This is a genomic window from Caulobacter sp. FV2ps19 (genome assembly GCF_058681035.1).
In genome coordinates this window covers 1,255,117-1,270,016 of the sequence record NZ_CM178729.1, presented here as the reverse complement: position 1 = coordinate 1,270,016, position 14,900 = coordinate 1,255,117, and the positions used below count along the sequence as shown (strand labels likewise).

Annotated in this window: 20 protein-coding genes; 7 read left to right on the top strand and 13 right to left on the bottom strand. The window is 68.1% G+C overall.

From position 1 onward, the window contains the following. Positions 1-156: 156 nt before the first annotated feature. From pal to ACW18B_RS06175, 6 genes are all read right to left on the bottom strand, one after another. On the bottom strand, positions 157-705 hold the full coding sequence (gene pal, locus ACW18B_RS06200; protein WP_492050448.1) for a peptidoglycan-associated lipoprotein Pal: 549 nt from the start codon (positions 703-705) through the stop codon (positions 157-159). A gap of 188 nt (positions 706-893) precedes the next feature. Beyond that, on the bottom strand, positions 894-2,189 hold the full coding sequence (tolB, locus tag ACW18B_RS06195) for a Tol-Pal system beta propeller repeat protein TolB (RefSeq protein ID WP_492051628.1): 1,296 nt from the start codon (positions 2,187-2,189) through the stop codon (positions 894-896). Positions 2,190-2,209: 20 nt separating this feature from the next. Next, on the bottom strand, positions 2,210-3,019 hold the full coding sequence (gene tolA, locus ACW18B_RS06190; protein WP_492050446.1) for a cell envelope integrity protein TolA: 810 nt from the start codon (positions 3,017-3,019) through the stop codon (positions 2,210-2,212). 20 nt (positions 3,020-3,039) lie between these two features. Beyond that, positions 3,040-3,573, bottom strand: coding sequence for an ExbD/TolR family protein (locus tag ACW18B_RS06185; protein ID WP_492050444.1), 534 nt, complete (start codon positions 3,571-3,573; stop codon positions 3,040-3,042). A 4-nt stretch (positions 3,574-3,577) separates the two neighbouring features. Continuing rightward, on the bottom strand, positions 3,578-4,279 hold the full coding sequence (gene tolQ, locus ACW18B_RS06180; RefSeq protein ID WP_492050442.1) for a protein TolQ: 702 nt from the start codon (positions 4,277-4,279) through the stop codon (positions 3,578-3,580). A gap of 114 nt (positions 4,280-4,393) precedes the next feature. Next, complete coding sequence (locus tag ACW18B_RS06175; RefSeq protein WP_492050440.1) at positions 4,394-4,849, bottom strand: YbgC/FadM family acyl-CoA thioesterase; 456 nt, start codon at positions 4,847-4,849, stop codon at positions 4,394-4,396. A 158-nt stretch (positions 4,850-5,007) separates the two neighbouring features. Here ACW18B_RS06175 and ACW18B_RS06170 point away from each other — a divergent pair, with 158 nt between their 5' ends. Both ACW18B_RS06170 and ACW18B_RS06165 read left to right on the top strand, forming a co-directional pair. Further along, positions 5,008-5,184, top strand: coding sequence for a CopG family transcriptional regulator (locus tag ACW18B_RS06170; RefSeq protein WP_492050438.1), 177 nt, complete (start codon positions 5,008-5,010; stop codon positions 5,182-5,184). Beyond that, a complete protein-coding gene (locus ACW18B_RS06165) occupies positions 5,184-5,459 on the top strand; it encodes a type II toxin-antitoxin system RelE/ParE family toxin (RefSeq protein WP_492050436.1) in 276 nt (91 codons plus the stop codon). Before ACW18B_RS06170 ends, ACW18B_RS06165 begins: the two co-directional genes overlap by 1 nt. Before the next feature lie 58 nt (positions 5,460-5,517). On the opposite strand, the gene ACW18B_RS06160 is transcribed toward ACW18B_RS06165, so the two are convergent. The 4 genes from ACW18B_RS06160 to ruvC all read right to left on the bottom strand — a co-directional run bounded on the left by ACW18B_RS06160 (position 5,518) and on the right by ruvC (position 8,658). Further along, a complete protein-coding gene (locus ACW18B_RS06160) occupies positions 5,518-6,357 on the bottom strand; it encodes an FtsW/RodA/SpoVE family cell cycle protein (protein WP_492050434.1) in 840 nt (279 codons plus the stop codon). A gap of 3 nt (positions 6,358-6,360) precedes the next feature. After that, positions 6,361-7,401 carry a Holliday junction branch migration DNA helicase RuvB gene (gene ruvB, locus ACW18B_RS06155; RefSeq protein ID WP_492050433.1) on the bottom strand — a complete coding sequence of 347 codons (1,041 nt, stop codon included), beginning with the start codon at positions 7,399-7,401 and terminating at the stop codon, positions 6,361-6,363. 121 nt (positions 7,402-7,522) lie between these two features. Further along, a complete protein-coding gene (gene ruvA, locus ACW18B_RS06150; RefSeq protein WP_492050431.1) occupies positions 7,523-8,140 on the bottom strand; it encodes a Holliday junction branch migration protein RuvA in 618 nt (205 codons plus the stop codon). Next, positions 8,137-8,658 carry a crossover junction endodeoxyribonuclease RuvC gene (gene ruvC / locus ACW18B_RS06145; RefSeq protein ID WP_492051626.1) on the bottom strand — a complete coding sequence of 174 codons (522 nt, stop codon included), beginning with the start codon at positions 8,656-8,658 and terminating at the stop codon, positions 8,137-8,139. The genes ruvA and ruvC overlap by 4 nt, the downstream gene beginning before the upstream one ends. Positions 8,659-8,778: 120 nt before the next feature. Between ruvC and ACW18B_RS06140 the strand changes: the two genes are divergently transcribed. The 3 genes from ACW18B_RS06140 (at position 8,779) to ACW18B_RS06130 (ending at position 11,176) form a co-directional block, all read left to right on the top strand. After that, a complete protein-coding gene (locus tag ACW18B_RS06140; RefSeq protein ID WP_492050429.1) occupies positions 8,779-10,215 on the top strand; it encodes a M20/M25/M40 family metallo-hydrolase in 1,437 nt (478 codons plus the stop codon). Positions 10,216-10,302: 87 nt separating this feature from the next. Beyond that, a complete protein-coding gene (locus tag ACW18B_RS06135) occupies positions 10,303-10,758 on the top strand; it encodes a MarR family winged helix-turn-helix transcriptional regulator (protein WP_492050427.1) in 456 nt (151 codons plus the stop codon). Positions 10,759-10,777: 19 nt separating this feature from the next. Continuing rightward, positions 10,778-11,176 carry a DUF1398 domain-containing protein gene (locus ACW18B_RS06130; protein WP_492050425.1) on the top strand — a complete coding sequence of 133 codons (399 nt, stop codon included), beginning with the start codon at positions 10,778-10,780 and terminating at the stop codon, positions 11,174-11,176. Here the strand turns inward: ACW18B_RS06130 and ACW18B_RS06125 are convergent. Further along, entirely contained in the window at positions 11,173-12,105 is a 933-nt protein-coding gene (locus tag ACW18B_RS06125) for a nucleoside hydrolase (protein WP_492050423.1), read from the bottom strand. The two genes, ACW18B_RS06130 and ACW18B_RS06125, sit on opposite strands and share 4 nt — an antisense overlap. A 113-nt stretch (positions 12,106-12,218) precedes the next feature. Here ACW18B_RS06125 and ACW18B_RS06120 point away from each other — a divergent pair, with 113 nt between their 5' ends. Continuing rightward, positions 12,219-12,632 carry an organic hydroperoxide resistance protein gene (locus ACW18B_RS06120; RefSeq protein WP_492050421.1) on the top strand — a complete coding sequence of 138 codons (414 nt, stop codon included), beginning with the start codon at positions 12,219-12,221 and terminating at the stop codon, positions 12,630-12,632. Between the two features lie 57 nt (positions 12,633-12,689). Here the strand turns inward: ACW18B_RS06120 and ACW18B_RS06115 are convergent, their stop codons facing one another. Beyond that, on the bottom strand, positions 12,690-13,052 hold the full coding sequence (locus tag ACW18B_RS06115) for a BA14K family protein (RefSeq protein WP_492050419.1): 363 nt from the start codon (positions 13,050-13,052) through the stop codon (positions 12,690-12,692). Between the two features lie 191 nt (positions 13,053-13,243). Between ACW18B_RS06115 and ACW18B_RS06110 the strand changes: the two genes are divergently transcribed. Continuing rightward, the gene (locus ACW18B_RS06110; protein WP_492050417.1) at positions 13,244-13,999 is read left to right on the top strand and encodes a YebC/PmpR family DNA-binding transcriptional regulator; all 756 of its coding nucleotides are present in this window, start codon (positions 13,244-13,246) and stop codon (positions 13,997-13,999) included. Positions 14,000-14,077: 78 nt separating this feature from the next. Here the strand turns inward: ACW18B_RS06110 and ACW18B_RS06105 are convergent, their stop codons facing one another. Continuing rightward, the gene (locus ACW18B_RS06105) at positions 14,078-14,899 is read right to left on the bottom strand and encodes a TIGR00282 family metallophosphoesterase (RefSeq protein WP_492050415.1); all 822 of its coding nucleotides are present in this window, start codon (positions 14,897-14,899) and stop codon (positions 14,078-14,080) included. Position 14,900: the final 1 nt, after the last annotated feature.

Below are 14,900 nucleotides of genomic sequence, written 5' to 3'. Positions count from 1 at the left end.
CGATTATGCCCTGATTGCGGACAAAAGTGGGGCAAACCCGAAAACCCTCCCCCTGGATGGGGGAGGGCTAGGTGGGCGTGGCAGGGTGGTTCAGCGTCGCCGCCGCATCACCCCCATCCCTGCCCTTCCCCCATCAAGGGAGAAGGGCTCATTGGTTTAGCGCGCGCCGTCGGTGATGGCGGTGCGGGCGTTACGGTTCTTGGCCCAGGCGTCTTCCGACGAGCCGGCGTCGATCGGACGCTCCTTGCCGTAGGACAGGGTTTCGATGCGCGAGGCCGACACGCCCTGGCTGACCAGGAAGTCGCGGACGGCGTTGGCGCGGCGGGCGCCGAGCGCCAGATTGTATTCGCGGGTGCCGCGTTCGTCGGCATTGCCTTCGATACGGACGCGAACGCCCTGATAGCGGTTCAGCCACTGGGCCTGAGCCGCCAGCACGGGCTGGGCGTCGCTCCGCACGACATATTCGTCCGTGTCGAAATAGACGCGCTCGCCGATGTTGATGACGAAGTCCTGCACCGAGCCGGGGATCGGGCCCTGGTTCACGGGCGGCGGCGCCGGCGGCGTATAGGGTGCGCTGGGCTCGGCAGGAGTCGGTGCGACCGGCGCGGGACCGGCGGGCTTCGGACGCGAAGCGCAGGCGGCGAGAGATGCGGCCGCCAAACCGATTAGCGCCAGTCTAGTGGCGCGCTTTGTGTCGAAGTGCATCCAGTTTCTCCTAAAAACCTCGGTTTGGACCGATGGATATCCGCCAAGTCCCTCGGCGGTACAATGAAAACGCCGGCCCAAGCCTCACAATGACGTCAGATGCCCAAATCGGGACCTTGATTCACTTGCAAGGCGAACCTTCACAACAAACGCCTGGGAAAAGCCGAAGTTGCCGGCTCATGGAACGCCTAGTCGAGAAGGGGCGACCAGGCGGGGTCGGAGGCCGCGCCTTGATAGGCCGCCGGCCTCAGGATCCGGCCCGTGATGTCCACGGTCCACAGTCGCGGATTGCCGCTCTGGGCTTCGCGGAAATACATCAGAACCCGCCCGTTCGGCGCCCAGGTCGGGCCCTCGTCCAGATAGCTGGTGGTCAGCAGGCGCTCGTCCGAACCGTCGGTGCGCATGACGCCGATATGGAACTGGCCGCCCGCCTGCTTGGTGAAGGCGATGAAGTCGCCACGCGGGCTCCAGACCGGCGTCGTGTAACGGCCGCCGCCGTAGGAGATGCGGCGCACGCCCGAACCGTCAGCGTTCATCACATAGAGCTGGGCCTGGCCGCCGCGGTCGGAATTGAACACGATCTTGGAGCCGTCGGGCGAGAAGGACGGCGAGGTGTCGATGGCCGGATCGGTGGTGATGCGGGTCGACTGGCGACTACGCAGGTCCAGCACATAGACGTCGCTGTTGCCGCCTTTCTCGACCGAGAAGGCCACCTTGGCGCCGTCGGGCGAGAAGCGCGGCGCGAACACCATGCCCGGGAACTTGCCCACGGTTTCCTGGCGGCTGGTCTCGAGATTGAGCAGATAGATCGACGACCCGGTCGGGCGCAGGGCCATATAGGTCAGCTCCTGGCTGGTGGCCGAGAAGCGCGGGGTCATGACGATATAGGAGCCGTCGGTCAGGAACTGCGGGTTGGCCCCGTCCTGGTCCATGATCGCCAGGCGCTTGATGCGGGCCAGCTTGGGGCCGCTCTCGGCCACGAAGGCGACGCGGGTGTCGAAATAGCCCTTCTCGCCGGTCAGCCGCTCATAGACAGCGTCGCTGATCTTGTGGGCAACCCGGCGCCAGTTGTCGGGGGTGGAGGAAAACTGCAGGCCCAGCAGCTGCTGCTGGCTGAACACGTCCCAGAGGCGGAAATCGACCCGCAGGCCGCCGTCGGCGCCCACCGTGACCTGCCCGTTGATCAGGGCCTGGGCCCCGGTGGCCTGCCAGTCGGGAAAGCGCGGCTGGACATTGACGTCCTGCAGGCTGTCGGCGACGCCCGTGACATTGAGCGGCTGGAACAGGCCCGAGCGCTCGAGATTTCCAGTGATGACCTGGGCGATCTCGGCGCCGCGCGGCGATCCCGAAAACACCGGAATGGCGATCGGCAGCGGCTTGACCGCGCCGGCGTTGATGTCGACCTCGATCTGGGCGGCGGCCGGCGAGGTCATGGCGCCGCCCAGCAGGGCGGCGACCATCAGAACCAGGGCTTTCAAGCGCATCACATTTCCCTTGGCGGTCTTCATGGGGAGCAAGCCTGTTTTGCGTTGAAGTTCAGGGCGATTTTCTGACCGTACAGGTCAGACGGCAGATAGGCGAACGGCGAGGCCTGCAACAACGCGCGGACCGCCCGGTCGGATGCGGCCTTGACCACCGGATCGGGCGAGCTGGTGCCGGGCGATTCCGGCTGACCCACCACCCGGCCGCCGGCGCCGATCACGAACACCACCCGCACATTGACGTTGGAGCCGCCTTCGACCTCGCAATTGGGGTTCCAGCGATCCTGCACCTCGCCCTGCAGCCGGCCCAGGGCGGCGGCCGACAGACCCGTCGCGGCGCCCAGGGCGGGGCGCGCCGAGACCGAGGTCTCCTGCCGGGCCGGGCCCTTGGCGCCGGCGGAGGTCGGCTTGCCGGTCGATTTCTTCGTCTTGGACAACGACGCCTCCAGGGAGGCGAAGAAGTCGTCATTGGCCTTGGCCGGAGCAGGCTTCTTGGCGGGCGTCGGCGCCGGGGTCGGCTTGGGCGCGGCCTTGGACGGCGGGGTCGGGGTCGGCGTCGGAACGGGGGCGGGCGTCGGAGCGGGCGGCTCCGGCGTCGCGTCAGGGACAGGATCCTCGCTCTGGGCCGTCTGGTCTTCCGGGGCTTCCACGGCGGGGCGGACATTGGTCGGGCCGGTGGCGACGATGTTGACCGGCACGCTCTCGCCCAGGGTGATGGGGATCGGCTTCTTCCACGGCAGGCCAAACAGGATCACCGCCGCCACCAGGCCGTGCAGCGCCACCGACCCGATCAGGGCCGGCGAGAATCGAGGTTCGGCTTGAGAACGGCTCATGGGCGCTGGCTCATGGGCGTCTATTGGGCGGGCCGCAGATCGCCCGAGCCTTCGGGCAGGGCGTCGCGAGGCGCCGTTCCGGGAGAGGGGGCGCCCGACGAAGGTCCGCCGGTCTCGGTGATCAGATTGATCTTGGCGAAGCCGGCGTTCGACAGGGCCGCCATGGTCTGGGCGACGATGGCGTAGGTCGCTGCGCCGTCGGCTCGCACGAACAGCGGCTTGTCATAGCCGTCGCCGGCGATGGCGGTGATGCGCGGGGCCAGGTTTTCGAACGGGATCTCGGTCTCGCCGACAAAGATCGCGCCGTCGCTGCGGATCGACACCGTGATCGGCTCCTGCTGGCTTTGCAGGGCGGCGGCCTCGGTCTTGGGCAGTTCCAGCGGCACGCCGGCGGTCAGCAGCGGGGCGCTGATCATGAAGATGATCAGCAGCACCATCATCACGTCGACCAGCGGCGTGACATTGATCTCCGACAGCGCCCCGCGCGAGCGGCGACCACGCCGGCGACCGCGTCGCCCGCCGGTGGCGAAGGCGTCGTTGGCGGACATGGTCATCGGATCAGCCCCGCTCGGCCAGGCGACGCTGGATCGCGGTGGACAGGTCGTCGGCGAAGCCTTCCAGGCGGGCGGCGTACTTGCCCGCATCGGTCGAGAACTTGTTGTAGGCGATATAGGCCGGAATGGCGGCGACCAGGCCGATGGCGGTGGCGAACAGGGCCTCGGCGATCGACGGCGCCACGACGGCCAGGGAGGTGTTCTTCGACAGGGCGATGGCCTGGAAGGCGTGCATGATGCCCCACACCGTGCCGAACAGGCCGATGAACGGGCTGGCCGTGGCGACGATGGCCAGGCTGCCCAGCCCCTCTTCGGCCTTGGCGGTCTCGCGGGCGATCATGCTGTCCATGATCCGGTCGATGCGCTGGATCAGGAAGGCGGCCTGATTTTCGCTCAGGGCGCCGCGCGCCTTGGCCTCACGCCATTCGCGCAGGGCCGCCTGCAACATGCGCGGCAGCGGATGACGCGGCGAAGCGCCGGCCTCGCCCGCGACGTCTTCCAGCGAACGGCCGGAACCGACCTGGGCCTCGAATCGGGTGGCGGCGCTGTTCAGGGCCGAAAAGCGAAACAGCTTGTCCAGAATCACCGCCCAGGATCCCAGCGAGGCGAGGATCAGCCCGATCATCACCCCCTTGACCACCCAGTCGGCCTGCAGAAACAGGGCGAGGAACGAGAAACTGGTGGGGGCGGCTGCGGCGGCGTCCATGCGGGAAATCCTGCTCCGTTCGGGCGTCAGTACTGAGTGTTGTGCCTTACTGGCATGAAGCAGCGCTTTGGTGAAACTATGACAATCGCCGGGAGAGCGAGAAAATGCGTCCGCTCAGGCTTCAGGCGCGCCAGCCGCAAGCCAGGGTGTCATCTGGGCGATCATCTCCGCCGTCGGCTTGCGCGGCCGACCATCCAGGGTGATGCACACCGCCACACCCGCCGCCTGGCAGATCAGGTCGTCCCCGCGGGTGATCCTCTGGCTGACGAACAGGCGGGGGCCCTTGATGGCGTCATAGGTGGTGCGCACCACCAGGGCGTCGTCGATCCGCGCCGAGCGCTTGAAGTCCAGTTCCATGCGGATGATCGCGAACGCCGTGTCGGCCTGGGCCAGCGCGGTGTGCGAAATGCCGATCAGCCGGAAGAAGTCGCTCCGCCCGCGCTCGAAATAGCGCAGATAGTTGGCGTGATAGACGATGCCGGAAAAGTCGGTGTCTTCGTAATAGATCCGCACGGGCAACTGATGCTCGCGGCCGTCGAAGACGCCGGCGGTGGGGTCTGGGGTGATCATCTATGCTCCGGCGCGCCCTCGGTCAGGGAAGTATAGGTTGGCGTGGGGACAGCGATAACCCCGGATACGAAATGAACAGGGTCGTAAAGCGTGCAAAAGACGCTTTACTCTTATAGATTGTTTGTGGACATCTTTTCCCTTCATGATAGGATTTGGGCATGAAGATCGAACCCGCCATCTTCGGCGAACCGGACGACGCGGCGGAGACCGCCGCCGATGCTCGTGCTGAGGCTGACGTCGCGGCAGGCCGCGTGATTAGCCACGAGGCCGTAACGCGCTGGTTGACGTCATGGGCTGATGGCGCGCCCAAGCCGGCCCCAAAACCTGGCGACTAGTGCGCCGGATTCTTTGGACGGCGGAAGCCGTGTCCAACCTCGAAAACATCTTCGCCTACGTATCAGCGTTCAACGCATCGGCCGCCGTGCGCCTCGCGCAACGCCTTCAGTCGGCGGCCGACAGCCTGGCCTTGCATCCGGAACGCGGGCGACCGGCAGCGCGTGGACTGCGGGAATTGGCGATCATCCACCCCTATCTGATCCGCTACAGGGTGCGGGATGACGCCATTCTCATTCTGCGCATCCGGCACGGCGCTCAGGACGTCGAGAGCTGAACCGGGCAATCCTATGCGACGTCGCACACGGACGGCTGGATCATGTTGTAGCCTCAAGCTAGGGGCTGTTATGGCCCTCGCCGAAGACGAGACCGACAGACAGGCCCCAGGCCAGAATCGGCGCGGCGCCGTAGCCCAGGACGGGCGCGGGATAGTTTGCAAACAGGTTGGCGACGATCCAGCCCGCCCACAGGGCCGCCAGGGCCAGGGCCTCGGCGCGCCGTTCGGGGCGGCGGGCGGCGACCAGCAGGAACGGCGCGGGCAGGCTGAACATCAGGATGGCGGCCAGCACGCCCAGCACGGGACTGGCGTCGAAGCTCGTGCGCAGCAGGCCCTCGACATAGGGCACGGCCGGCAGGGTGTCGGGCTCGGTCCAGGCGGCATAGGCCAGGAGCATGGCGACGGCGACCACCGCCCAGGGGACCACCTGGCGCGGACGCTGAACCAGCGTCGCCGCCCCCAGGGCCAAGGCCCAGGCCAGGGCGGACGCGGCGTCCTGCTGATACAGCAGCGCCAGACTGACACCGGCGGCGATTGGCGCGACCCGGCGGTCGTCGAACCCGCGCGCGAACGCCCAGGCGGCGAGGGGCAGAACCAGGGACGCGGTGTGCAGTTGCACCGGCCCCAGGGCCAGCCAGCGCCGCGCGCCCTCCAGGGTGACGCCGGTCATCAGCGTCCAGACCAGGGCCAGGGCGCAGGCGGTCATCAGCGACCACAGCCGCCAGCCGGCCTTGCGCCAGAAGCGCATCACGACCAGCGCCAGGCCCAGGGCGATGACCGCGGAGAGGCTCTGAACCCCCAGCGCGTTGCGGCCGGCGCCGGCTGCGGCGATCGCAGCCAGGGAAACGCCGAGGCAGGCCGTCGCCTGGACGGCGGTCAGAAGCCGTATCGCGCGCATGTCCTACTCCTCCCCGAACAACCCCGCCTGCGTCGCCGGCGCGGCCGGCGGGGTCAGGCCCAGGTGCAGATAGGCCTTGCCGCAGGCCACCCGGCCGCGCGGCGTGCGCTGGATGAAGCCCTGCTGCATCAGATAGGGCTCGATGACGTCTTCCACCGCGTCGCGGGCTTCGGCGATGGCGTAGGCCAGGGTCTCGACCCCGGCCGGACCGCCGCCATAGTGTTCGATCAGGGCCCGCAGATAGCGGCGGTCGAGGCTGTCGAGGCCGACTTCGTCGACTTCCAGCCGGGCCAGGGCCAGGCCGGCGGCCTTGCGGTCGATGACGGTCGCGCCATCGGCTTCGGCGAAGTCGCGCACCCGGCGCAGCAGCCGACCGGCGACGCGCGGCGTGCCCCTGGCCCGGGCGGCGATCTCGGCGGCGCCGTCTTCCGACAGCGGCGCGCCCATCTTGCGAGCCGCAGCCATCAGCACCTGTTTCAGCTCGGCGTGGGTGTAGAATTCCAGCCGGATCGGAATGCCGAACCGGTCGCGCAGCGGCGTGGCCAGCATCCCCGCCCGCGTCGTCGCCGCCACCAGGGTGAAGGGGGCCAGGTCGATGCGGATCGAGCGCGCCGAGGGCCCTTCCCCGATCACCAGGTCCAGCACATGGTCCTCCATGGCCGGATAGAGGATCTCCTCGACATTGGTCGACAGACGATGGATCTCGTCGATGAACAGGACGTCGTTGGCTTCCAGGTTGGTCAGGATCGCCGCCAGGTCGCCGGGCTTGTTCAGCACCGGGCCCGAGGTGGCGCGGAAATTCACCCCCAGCTCGCGGGCGATGATCTGGGCCAGGGTGGTCTTGCCCAGGCCGGGCGGCCCAAACAGCAGCACATGGTCCAGGGCCTCGCCCCGGCCCTTGGTCGCCTCGATAAAGACCCGCAGATTGCCCTTGGCCTGCTCCTGACCGACGAACTCGGCCAGGGTCTGCGGACGCAGCGCCTTGTCGGCCGCGAACGGCGCGGCCTCGTGGGGCTGGGCTTCGCCGGAGATGATGCGGGTCATGACCTTGCCCCCTCCGGGCCTGCGGCCCTCCTCCCCCGTAGGGGGAAGATGAAGTCGGCGCAGTCCATCTTCCCCCTACGGGGGAGGAGCGCGAAGCGCGGAGGAGGCAAGTGGCTCAACCTCACCGCCCCAGCTCCTGCAGTCCGGCCTTGATCAGCTGCTGCACCGTCGCCTCGTCGCCCAGCTTGGCGGCGGCGGCCTCGACCACGCGGCGGGCGTTGACCTCGGCCACGCCCAGACCCATCAGGGCCGCGACGGCGTCGCCGGTCGGGGCGGGCTTGGCCTTAGCCGGAGCCGCGCCCGTCGAAGGCGCGGTCATCAGCACCGGCCCGTCGGTGATCGGCTTGTCCTTTAGTTCCGTCACGATGCGCAGGGCCAGCTTGGGCCCGACGCCCGAGGCGCGGCCGACGGCGGCCTTGTCCTCGCGGGCGACGGCGGACGCCAGCTCGGCCGGCGACAGGATGTCCAGCACCGCCATCGCCGCCTTGGGGCCGACGCCCTGGATCGCCTGCAGCAGCACGAAGGCCTTGCGGTCCTCGCGCGTGCCAAAGCCATAGAGCCTCAGGCCGGCGCTTTCGCTCCACTGGCTCTCGATGTGCAGCAGGGCTTCCTCGCCCAGGGCCGGCAGGCGCGACAGGGTGCGAGACCCGCAGCGGACCACATAGCCCACACCCATGACGTCGATCAGGGCCTCTTCCTCGCCGACCTCGGCGACCGCGCCCCTCAGCCTGCCGATCATGCCACCCTCCGGTTGGCGACGCGCAGATTGGCGTGGGTGATCGCCACGGCCAAAGCGTCGGCGCAGTCGGCCGTGGTCTTGCCGGCCGTGGGCAGCAGGCGGGCGATCATGAAGCCGATCTGGGCCTTGTCGGCCGCCCCGGTGCCGACCACCGCCTTCTTGACCAGACGGGTGGAGTATTCCGCCACCAGCAGCCCGGCCCGGGCCGGGGCGATCAGGGCGGCGGCGCGGGCGTGGCCCAGCTTCAGGGTCGACTGGGCGTTGGTGTTGAGGAACACCTCCTCGACCGCCGCTTCATCGGGCTTGTGCTGCGCGATCACCGCGCAGATGCCCTCGAACAGGTGCAGCAGGCGTTGGGCGAAGTCGGCCTTCTCGTCGGGAACGATCACGCCGTGGGCGACGTGGCTCATGCGCGAGCCTTCGACCGTGATCACGCCCCAGCCGGTGCGGCGCAGGCCGGGATCAAGCCCCAGGATTCGGATCGGGATGCGATTCATGTTCATCATGTGTTCTCGCAACATCGCCTGTTCCGCGTCCGAGGAAAAGCCCCTGTATTGCTAACGACCGGTAAACGCCGGCCCTTGCGCGCTGGCGCTTGGCGGGCTCTCCTCGCGCAAAGTTCCTAGGGAGATGGCGTGATGCGCATGGCGGGATGGATGACGACGGCGGCCTTGCTGGCCTTTCCCGTGATGGGGCCGGCGATGGCTCAGGCCCAGACGGCGCCCGCGCCCACGGCGATCCGCCCCGACCAGCAGGCGTTCCGCGGGCTCTACAAGGAGCTGGTCGAGATCAACACCACCCTGTCGGTGGGCAGTTGCACCCTCGCCGCCCAGGCCATGGGCGCGCGCCTGAAGGCCGCCGGTTTCCCCGAGGCCGACGTCCAGATCGTGGTCGAGCCGACCCATCCGCGCGAGGGTTCGCTGGTGGCCGTGCTGCGCGGGACCGACCCCAAATCCCGGCCGATGCTGCTCCTGGCCCACATCGACGTCGTCGAGGCCAACCGCGCCGACTGGACCCGCGACCCGTTCACCCTGATCGAGGAGAACGGCTATTTCTACGGACGCGGATCCTCCGACGACAAGGCCCAGGCCGCCATCTGGACCGACAGCCTGATCCGGCTGAAACAGGCGGGCTTCAAACCGAAGCGCGACATCAAGCTGGCTTTGACCTGCGGCGAGGAGAGCGAGGGCTATAACGGCATCGAGGACCTGGTGAAGAACCACCGCGCCCTGGTCGACGCCGAATTCGCCCTCAATGAAGGCGCCGGCGGCCTGCTGGACGAGCAGGGCAAGGAAGTGGTGCTGAACGTCCAGGCCGGCGAGAAGGTCTATCAGGACTTCACCCTGACGGTGACCAATCCCGGCGGCCACTCCAGCCGACCGGTGCCCGCCAACGCCATCTATCAGCTGTCGGCGGCCCTGGGGCGGATCGGCGGCTATACCTTCCCGGCCCGCTTCAACGACGCCACCCGCGCCTATTTCACCCAGATGCAGCCCCGGGTTTCGGCCGACAAGGCCGCGGCGATGAAGGCCCTGGTGGCCGACATCAACGATCCCGAGGCGCTGAAGGCGATAACGGCCGACCCGATGTGGAACTCGATGCTGCGCACCACCTGCGTCGCCACCCTGGTCAGCGCCGGCCACGCGCCCAACGCCCTGCCCCAGCGCGCCACGGCCAACGTCAATTGCCGCATCCTGCCCGGCACGCCGGTCGATGAGGTCAAGACCCGGCTGACCGAGCTGGCGGCCGACCCGGCCGTGGCCGTCACCCTGGCCCACGAGGCCAAGCCCGTCTCGCCGCCCCCGCCGCTGAGCGCCATGATCATGGGCCCGATCCAGAAGAACGCCGCCAAGTCATGGCCGGGCGTGCCGATCGTGCCCTTCATGTCGACGGGCGCCACGGACGGCGTGCACACCAACGCCGGCGGCATCCCCACCTATGGCGTCTCGGGGCTGTTCAGCAGTTCCTCAGGCGAGGGCGTTCACGGCCTGAACGAGCGGATGCGCGTCAAGTCGCTGTATGACGGCCGCGACTTCCTGTTTGGGCTGATCAAGGACTATGCGGGCGGGAAGTAGGCTGTGGCGGGATGGGCGGCCACACCATCCCGTCCCCACAAAAAATGATTGACTAGGAAACTTTATTCGATAGTTTCCTAGTCAATCATGACCGATACCCCCTCCCAACTGACCGACCATCTGGGCTATAGCCTTCGTCAGGTCTCCAACCACGTGTCCCACGCCTTCGCCCGTAAGCTGGCGGACCGTCAGGTGACCGTGGCCGAGTGGGTGTTGATGCGCAGCCTTCACGGGCAGGACGGGGTCGCGCCCAGCCAGTTGGCCGAGCGCATGGGTCTGACGCGGGGCGCGATCACCAAGCTGGCGGATCGTCTGATCGAAAAGGCCTTGCTGGCGCGCGTCGCCAATCGCGAGGACGGTCGCGCCCAGACCCTGTCCCTGACCGAACGCGGCGCGGCCTTCGTGCCAGAACTGGCCGCCCTGGCGGACCAGAATGAGGCCGAGTGCTTCGCCCATCTTTCCCTGCAGGACCGCACGGCCCTGTCGCGCATCCTCACCGAGACGATCGAACGCCTGAGCCTGCGGGCCCCGCCGGTCGATTGACCGCAATCCGGAGCCGCCCATGGATACCCGCCTGATCGACATCGCCCAGTCGTGCCTCGACGCCGCCCGGACCGACGCCATGGCCTTTCCCGATATCGTCGCGACTCTCCTGCGCGAAGGCTTCGAGAGCTATGTCATCGACTTTCGCCGGGCCACCGCCACCTATTACCGGGCCGATGGCGATAGCGTGGGGCTGCCGATCGATAGCCATGGCCCCGTGGCCGAACGCTTCGATGCGGCGGCCATCAAGGCGGCGATCATCGAAGCTCAGACCCACGCGCCCGGCTACAGCTATGGGGGCTTCTGCGACAAGGTGACGGCCGCTGGCTGCGCGGGCTATGTCGTATCCTTCCCGGGCCGGCGCGCTGTCTATTCGGGGCGCACCGCCGAGACTCACGTGGAGCATTTTCCCCGCTAAGCCGCCACCGCCTTGGCCCCGAACAGTGTCGTCAGGATCAATCGCTCGACCGCCGCGCCATCGACGCCGACACAGACCTCGGCATTGGGCTCGCCGTCGATGCGGTCGATGCGGCCCTGGCGGAGGCCATCGACCGTGACCCGCAGGCGGGCCGGTTCGAAGGTGAAGGCCTCGGGCGCGATCAGGGCGGCGGCGGCCACGGCGTCGTGGGGGTGACAGGACTCGACCAGCCCCCAGACCTGGGCGTGAAACTGCATATAGCCCGCCGTCGCCCGCGCCAGCCTTTGCGACAGGGGCGAGCCGCAACAGGCCGAGCCCGCCTCCAGCGCGGCCCGGGTCAGGGTGATCTGGCTGGTGATGTCCATCGGCATCAGGCGCGGCCTGACCCCCGCCTCAAGAACCCGCTGCAGGGCCTCGGGATCGCTCCAGCTGTTGAAATCCGCCCCGCCGGCCGCCTTGCCCTCGACCGCGAAGGCGCCCGCCATGATCGTCGGGCGCCAGTCGCGGAAGGCGGCCGGGTCATCCAGCAGGCCCTGGGCGAGGTTGGTCAGCGGCCCCAGGAACAGGCCGGCGATCTTGCGGCGGGCGACGAAGGCCAGCAGGCTGACCCCGTGGCCGCGCGCCAGTTCGGGCAGCTTCCAGCGCTGCGAGAAGCCCGCCCCGTTCAGGCCGTCGATCCCATGGGCCGGCCTCATGCGCTCGACCCGACGCTTGGCCAGGCCCGAGCCCGCGCCGATATAGACCTCGGCCCCGCAGCCGGCCAGGCGCAGCACGCCCCGGGCGTTGGCCGCGGCCTGGTCGACATAGGTGTTGCCGAACACCGCCGACACCGAGCCCACCTCGATCACGTCCCGCGCCCGCGCCAGCATGGCCAGGGCCAGGGCGTCGTCCACGCCGCAGTCGGTGTCGATATGAACGCGCAGGGTCATGGCGGCACTGTAGCGGAAGGGATGTGACGGGGAGAAGACCGCGCATGCTTCGGCGACGATCACGGGCTTCACGCGTTCAACAAGATCCTACCCCCCCTCACAGGAGCTCTCCCATGACCGACGCCATCTATACCGCTCACGCCCACGCTGTCGGCGGCCGCGAGGGCACAGCCAAGACCGATGACGGCCATCTCGACGTCAAGCTGGGCTCGCCCAAGTCGATGGGCGGCGATGGCGTGGGGACCAATCCCGAGCAGTTGTTCGCCGCCGGCTACGGAGCCTGTTTCCTGGGCGCGCTGGGCGTGGTGGCCCGGAGCCAGAAGATCAAGCTGGGCGAGCACAGCCTGAATGTCGAGGTCGACCTGATCAAGGACGAGGCCAGTTTTCACATCGGCGCCCGCCTGACGCTGAACGCGCCCGACCTGGACCGCGAGACCGCCGAAAGGCTCCTGAACGAGGCCCACACGGTCTGTCCCTATTCCAAGGCCACGCGGGGCAATATCGACGTCGCCTTGAAAGTCGCCTGACGAAAAAGGCCCCGGCGAGAGGGGTCTCGCCGGGGCCTTTTCATCGTGGGACAGAGCCTACAGGCGGCAGATACGGCTCACGCCGCGACGCACCTGGTAGGTGTCGGTGCGCGCGTTGTAGGTGCGATAGCGCTGGCTGCAGGCCCGCACGTGCTGGTACCAGGCGCCGCGCTTGGTGAAGTGCTTGGGCGGGGCCGACGGACGGTTGCCCCAGCTGTTGTCCCAGCGGCCATAGTCGTTCTTGTCCGCGCCCTTGTGGTCCATGCCCGGACGGTTCATGCCCGGACGATCCATGTCATGGCCGCGATCAGACGAGGGGTTGGTGTCGTGACCGCGCGGCGGGCTACTCTGGGCGGAGGCGGCCATGGGCGTGGCGGCCAGCAGGGCGGCGCCGAGCGCGAGGACCATAAACTTACGCATGAGGGGGACTCCTTGGAGCCAGAGTGAAAACGCAGCGCCGAAAAGTGCCGCTGCGCGTCTGGCTGGAGGCTTAACCGTCGTCGCGCGGCGCGGTTCCCTGCGGGCGCGAGATCATGCCGGGTGACAAAACCCTGCTTCAGAGGCTAGAAGCGCGCCCAAACTCCATCATCAGACCAGAGAAGAGCCTCCGAATGGCCGGCCACTCGAAATTCAAGAACATCATGCACCGCAAGGGCCGCGCCGACGCCGCGCGTTCCAAGCTGTTCTCCAAGCTGTCGCGGGAAATCACCGTGGCCGCCAAGGCGGGCGTACCCGACCCCAGCATGAACCCGCGCCTGCGCCTGGCGGTGAACAACGCCAAGGCCGAAAGCCTGCCCAAGGACGTCATCGACCGCGCGATCAAGAAGTCGCAGATGGGCGACGCGGCCGACTATTCGGAAATCCGCTACGAGGGCGTGGCCGCCGGCGGCGTCGGGATCATCGTCGAGGTGCTGACCGACAACAAGAACCGCGCCGCCGCCAATGTCCGCTCCTACTTCACCAAGCTGGGCGGCAATATGGGCGCCACCGGCTCGGTGGTCTTCAACTATGACCGCGTGGGTCAGGTCACCTATCCGGCCAAGGTCGCCAGCGAAGACGCCATGATGGAAGCCGCCATCGAGGCCGGCGCCGACGACGTCACCTCGGACATGGACGAAGAGGGCGAAGGCCACACCATCTACACCGCCTTCGAAGACCTCAACGAGGTCGCCGCCGCCCTGGAAGCCAAGTTCGGCGCCGCCAACAACACCAAGATCGCCTGGCGCCCCAAGATGCAGGTTCCCGTCACCGGCGAGGCGGTCGGCACGCTGATGAAGCTGCTGGACATGCTCAACGAAGACGACGACGTCCAGGCCGTCTATTCGAACGAAGAGATCAGCGACGACGATCTGGCCGCCCTGGGCTGAGCCCCGTCCGCAGCCGATCGGATCAAGAGCCGCCCCGGGCCTCGCGCCGGGGGCGGCTTTTTCATGATCGCCCCGGTCTTAGACGACCGGCACGGTTTCCTTCAGCCGGCCGCCCACCCGGATCGGCTCGACCCGCAGGGCCAGGCCGGTGCGGTCATCGGTCTCGACGAACACGCCGCACACCGTGGCCGGACCCGAGGCCGGCGTGTAGCGGCCGCCGCTGATCTTGGTGGTGAAGCGCCGAAGGGGCTCTTCCTTCTGGTTGCCGATCACGCTGTCATAGTCGGCGCAGGCCCCGGCGTCGGTCTGGTAGGCGGTGCCGCCGGGCAGGATCTGGGCGTCGGCGGTCGGCACGTGGGTGTGGGTGCCCACCACCAGGCTGGCGCGGCCGTCGCAATAGTGGCCCATGGCCATCTTCTCGGACGTGGCTTCGCAGTGCATGTCGACCAGCACGGCGTCGGCCACCTGGCCCAGCGGGGCCTTGTCCAGCTCGCGGTCCACGGCGGCGAAGGGGTCGTCCATGGCGTCCATGTGCACCCGGCCCAGCAGGTTGATGACCATGATGGTGCGGCCGCGCTCGGTCTGGAACAGGTGGCTGCCCTTGCCGGGGGCGTCCGACAGGATCGGATAGTTGGCCGGACGGATCAGGCGCGGCTCGCGGACGATGTAGGTGAGCGCCTCGCGCTGGTCCCAGCTGTGATTGCCAAGCGTCAGGCAGTCGGCGCCGGCCTCGAACAGCTCGCGCGCGGTGTTCTCGGTGATGCCGAAACCGGCCGCCGCGTTCTCGGCGTTGATGATCACGAATTCCAGATCCAGCTGGCGGCGCAGGGCGGGCAGATGATCGGCCAGACCGTCGCGGCCCGACTTGCCGACGACATCGCCGAAGAAAGCAAAACGCATC

Coding starts and splice junctions, on each gene's coding strand:
- pal (WP_492050448.1), bottom strand. CDS start 705: ATGCACTTCGACACAAAGCGCGCCACTAGACTGGCGCTAATCGGTTTG.
- ACW18B_RS06185 (WP_492050444.1), bottom strand. CDS start 3,573: ATGACCATGTCCGCCAACGACGCCTTCGCCACCGGCGGGCGACGCGGT.
- ruvB (WP_492050433.1), bottom strand. CDS start 7,401: ATGACCCGCATCATCTCCGGCGAAGCCCAGCCCCACGAGGCCGCGCCG.
- ACW18B_RS06115 (WP_492050419.1), bottom strand. CDS start 13,052: ATGCGTAAGTTTATGGTCCTCGCGCTCGGCGCCGCCCTGCTGGCCGCC.
- tolA (WP_492050446.1), bottom strand. CDS start 3,019: ATGAGCCGTTCTCAAGCCGAACCTCGATTCTCGCCGGCCCTGATCGGG.
- ACW18B_RS06170 (WP_492050438.1), top strand. CDS start 5,008: ATGAAGATCGAACCCGCCATCTTCGGCGAACCGGACGACGCGGCGGAG.
- ACW18B_RS06160 (WP_492050434.1), bottom strand. CDS start 6,357: ATGCGCGCGATACGGCTTCTGACCGCCGTCCAGGCGACGGCCTGCCTC.
- ACW18B_RS06120 (WP_492050421.1), top strand. CDS start 12,219: ATGACCGACGCCATCTATACCGCTCACGCCCACGCTGTCGGCGGCCGC.
- ACW18B_RS06175 (WP_492050440.1), bottom strand. CDS start 4,849: ATGATCACCCCAGACCCCACCGCCGGCGTCTTCGACGGCCGCGAGCAT.
- ACW18B_RS06110 (WP_492050417.1), top strand. CDS start 13,244: ATGGCCGGCCACTCGAAATTCAAGAACATCATGCACCGCAAGGGCCGC.
- tolB (WP_492051628.1), bottom strand. CDS start 2,189: ATGCGCTTGAAAGCCCTGGTTCTGATGGTCGCCGCCCTGCTGGGCGGC.
- ACW18B_RS06130 (WP_492050425.1), top strand. CDS start 10,778: ATGGATACCCGCCTGATCGACATCGCCCAGTCGTGCCTCGACGCCGCC.
- ACW18B_RS06105 (WP_492050415.1), bottom strand. CDS start 14,899: ATGCGTTTTGCTTTCTTCGGCGATGTCGTCGGCAAGTCGGGCCGCGAC.
- tolQ (WP_492050442.1), bottom strand. CDS start 4,279: ATGGACGCCGCCGCAGCCGCCCCCACCAGTTTCTCGTTCCTCGCCCTG.
- ACW18B_RS06135 (WP_492050427.1), top strand. CDS start 10,303: ATGACCGATACCCCCTCCCAACTGACCGACCATCTGGGCTATAGCCTT.
- ACW18B_RS06125 (WP_492050423.1), bottom strand. CDS start 12,105: ATGACCCTGCGCGTTCATATCGACACCGACTGCGGCGTGGACGACGCC.
- ACW18B_RS06140 (WP_492050429.1), top strand. CDS start 8,779: ATGCGCATGGCGGGATGGATGACGACGGCGGCCTTGCTGGCCTTTCCC.
- ruvA (WP_492050431.1), bottom strand. CDS start 8,140: ATGATCGGCAGGCTGAGGGGCGCGGTCGCCGAGGTCGGCGAGGAAGAG.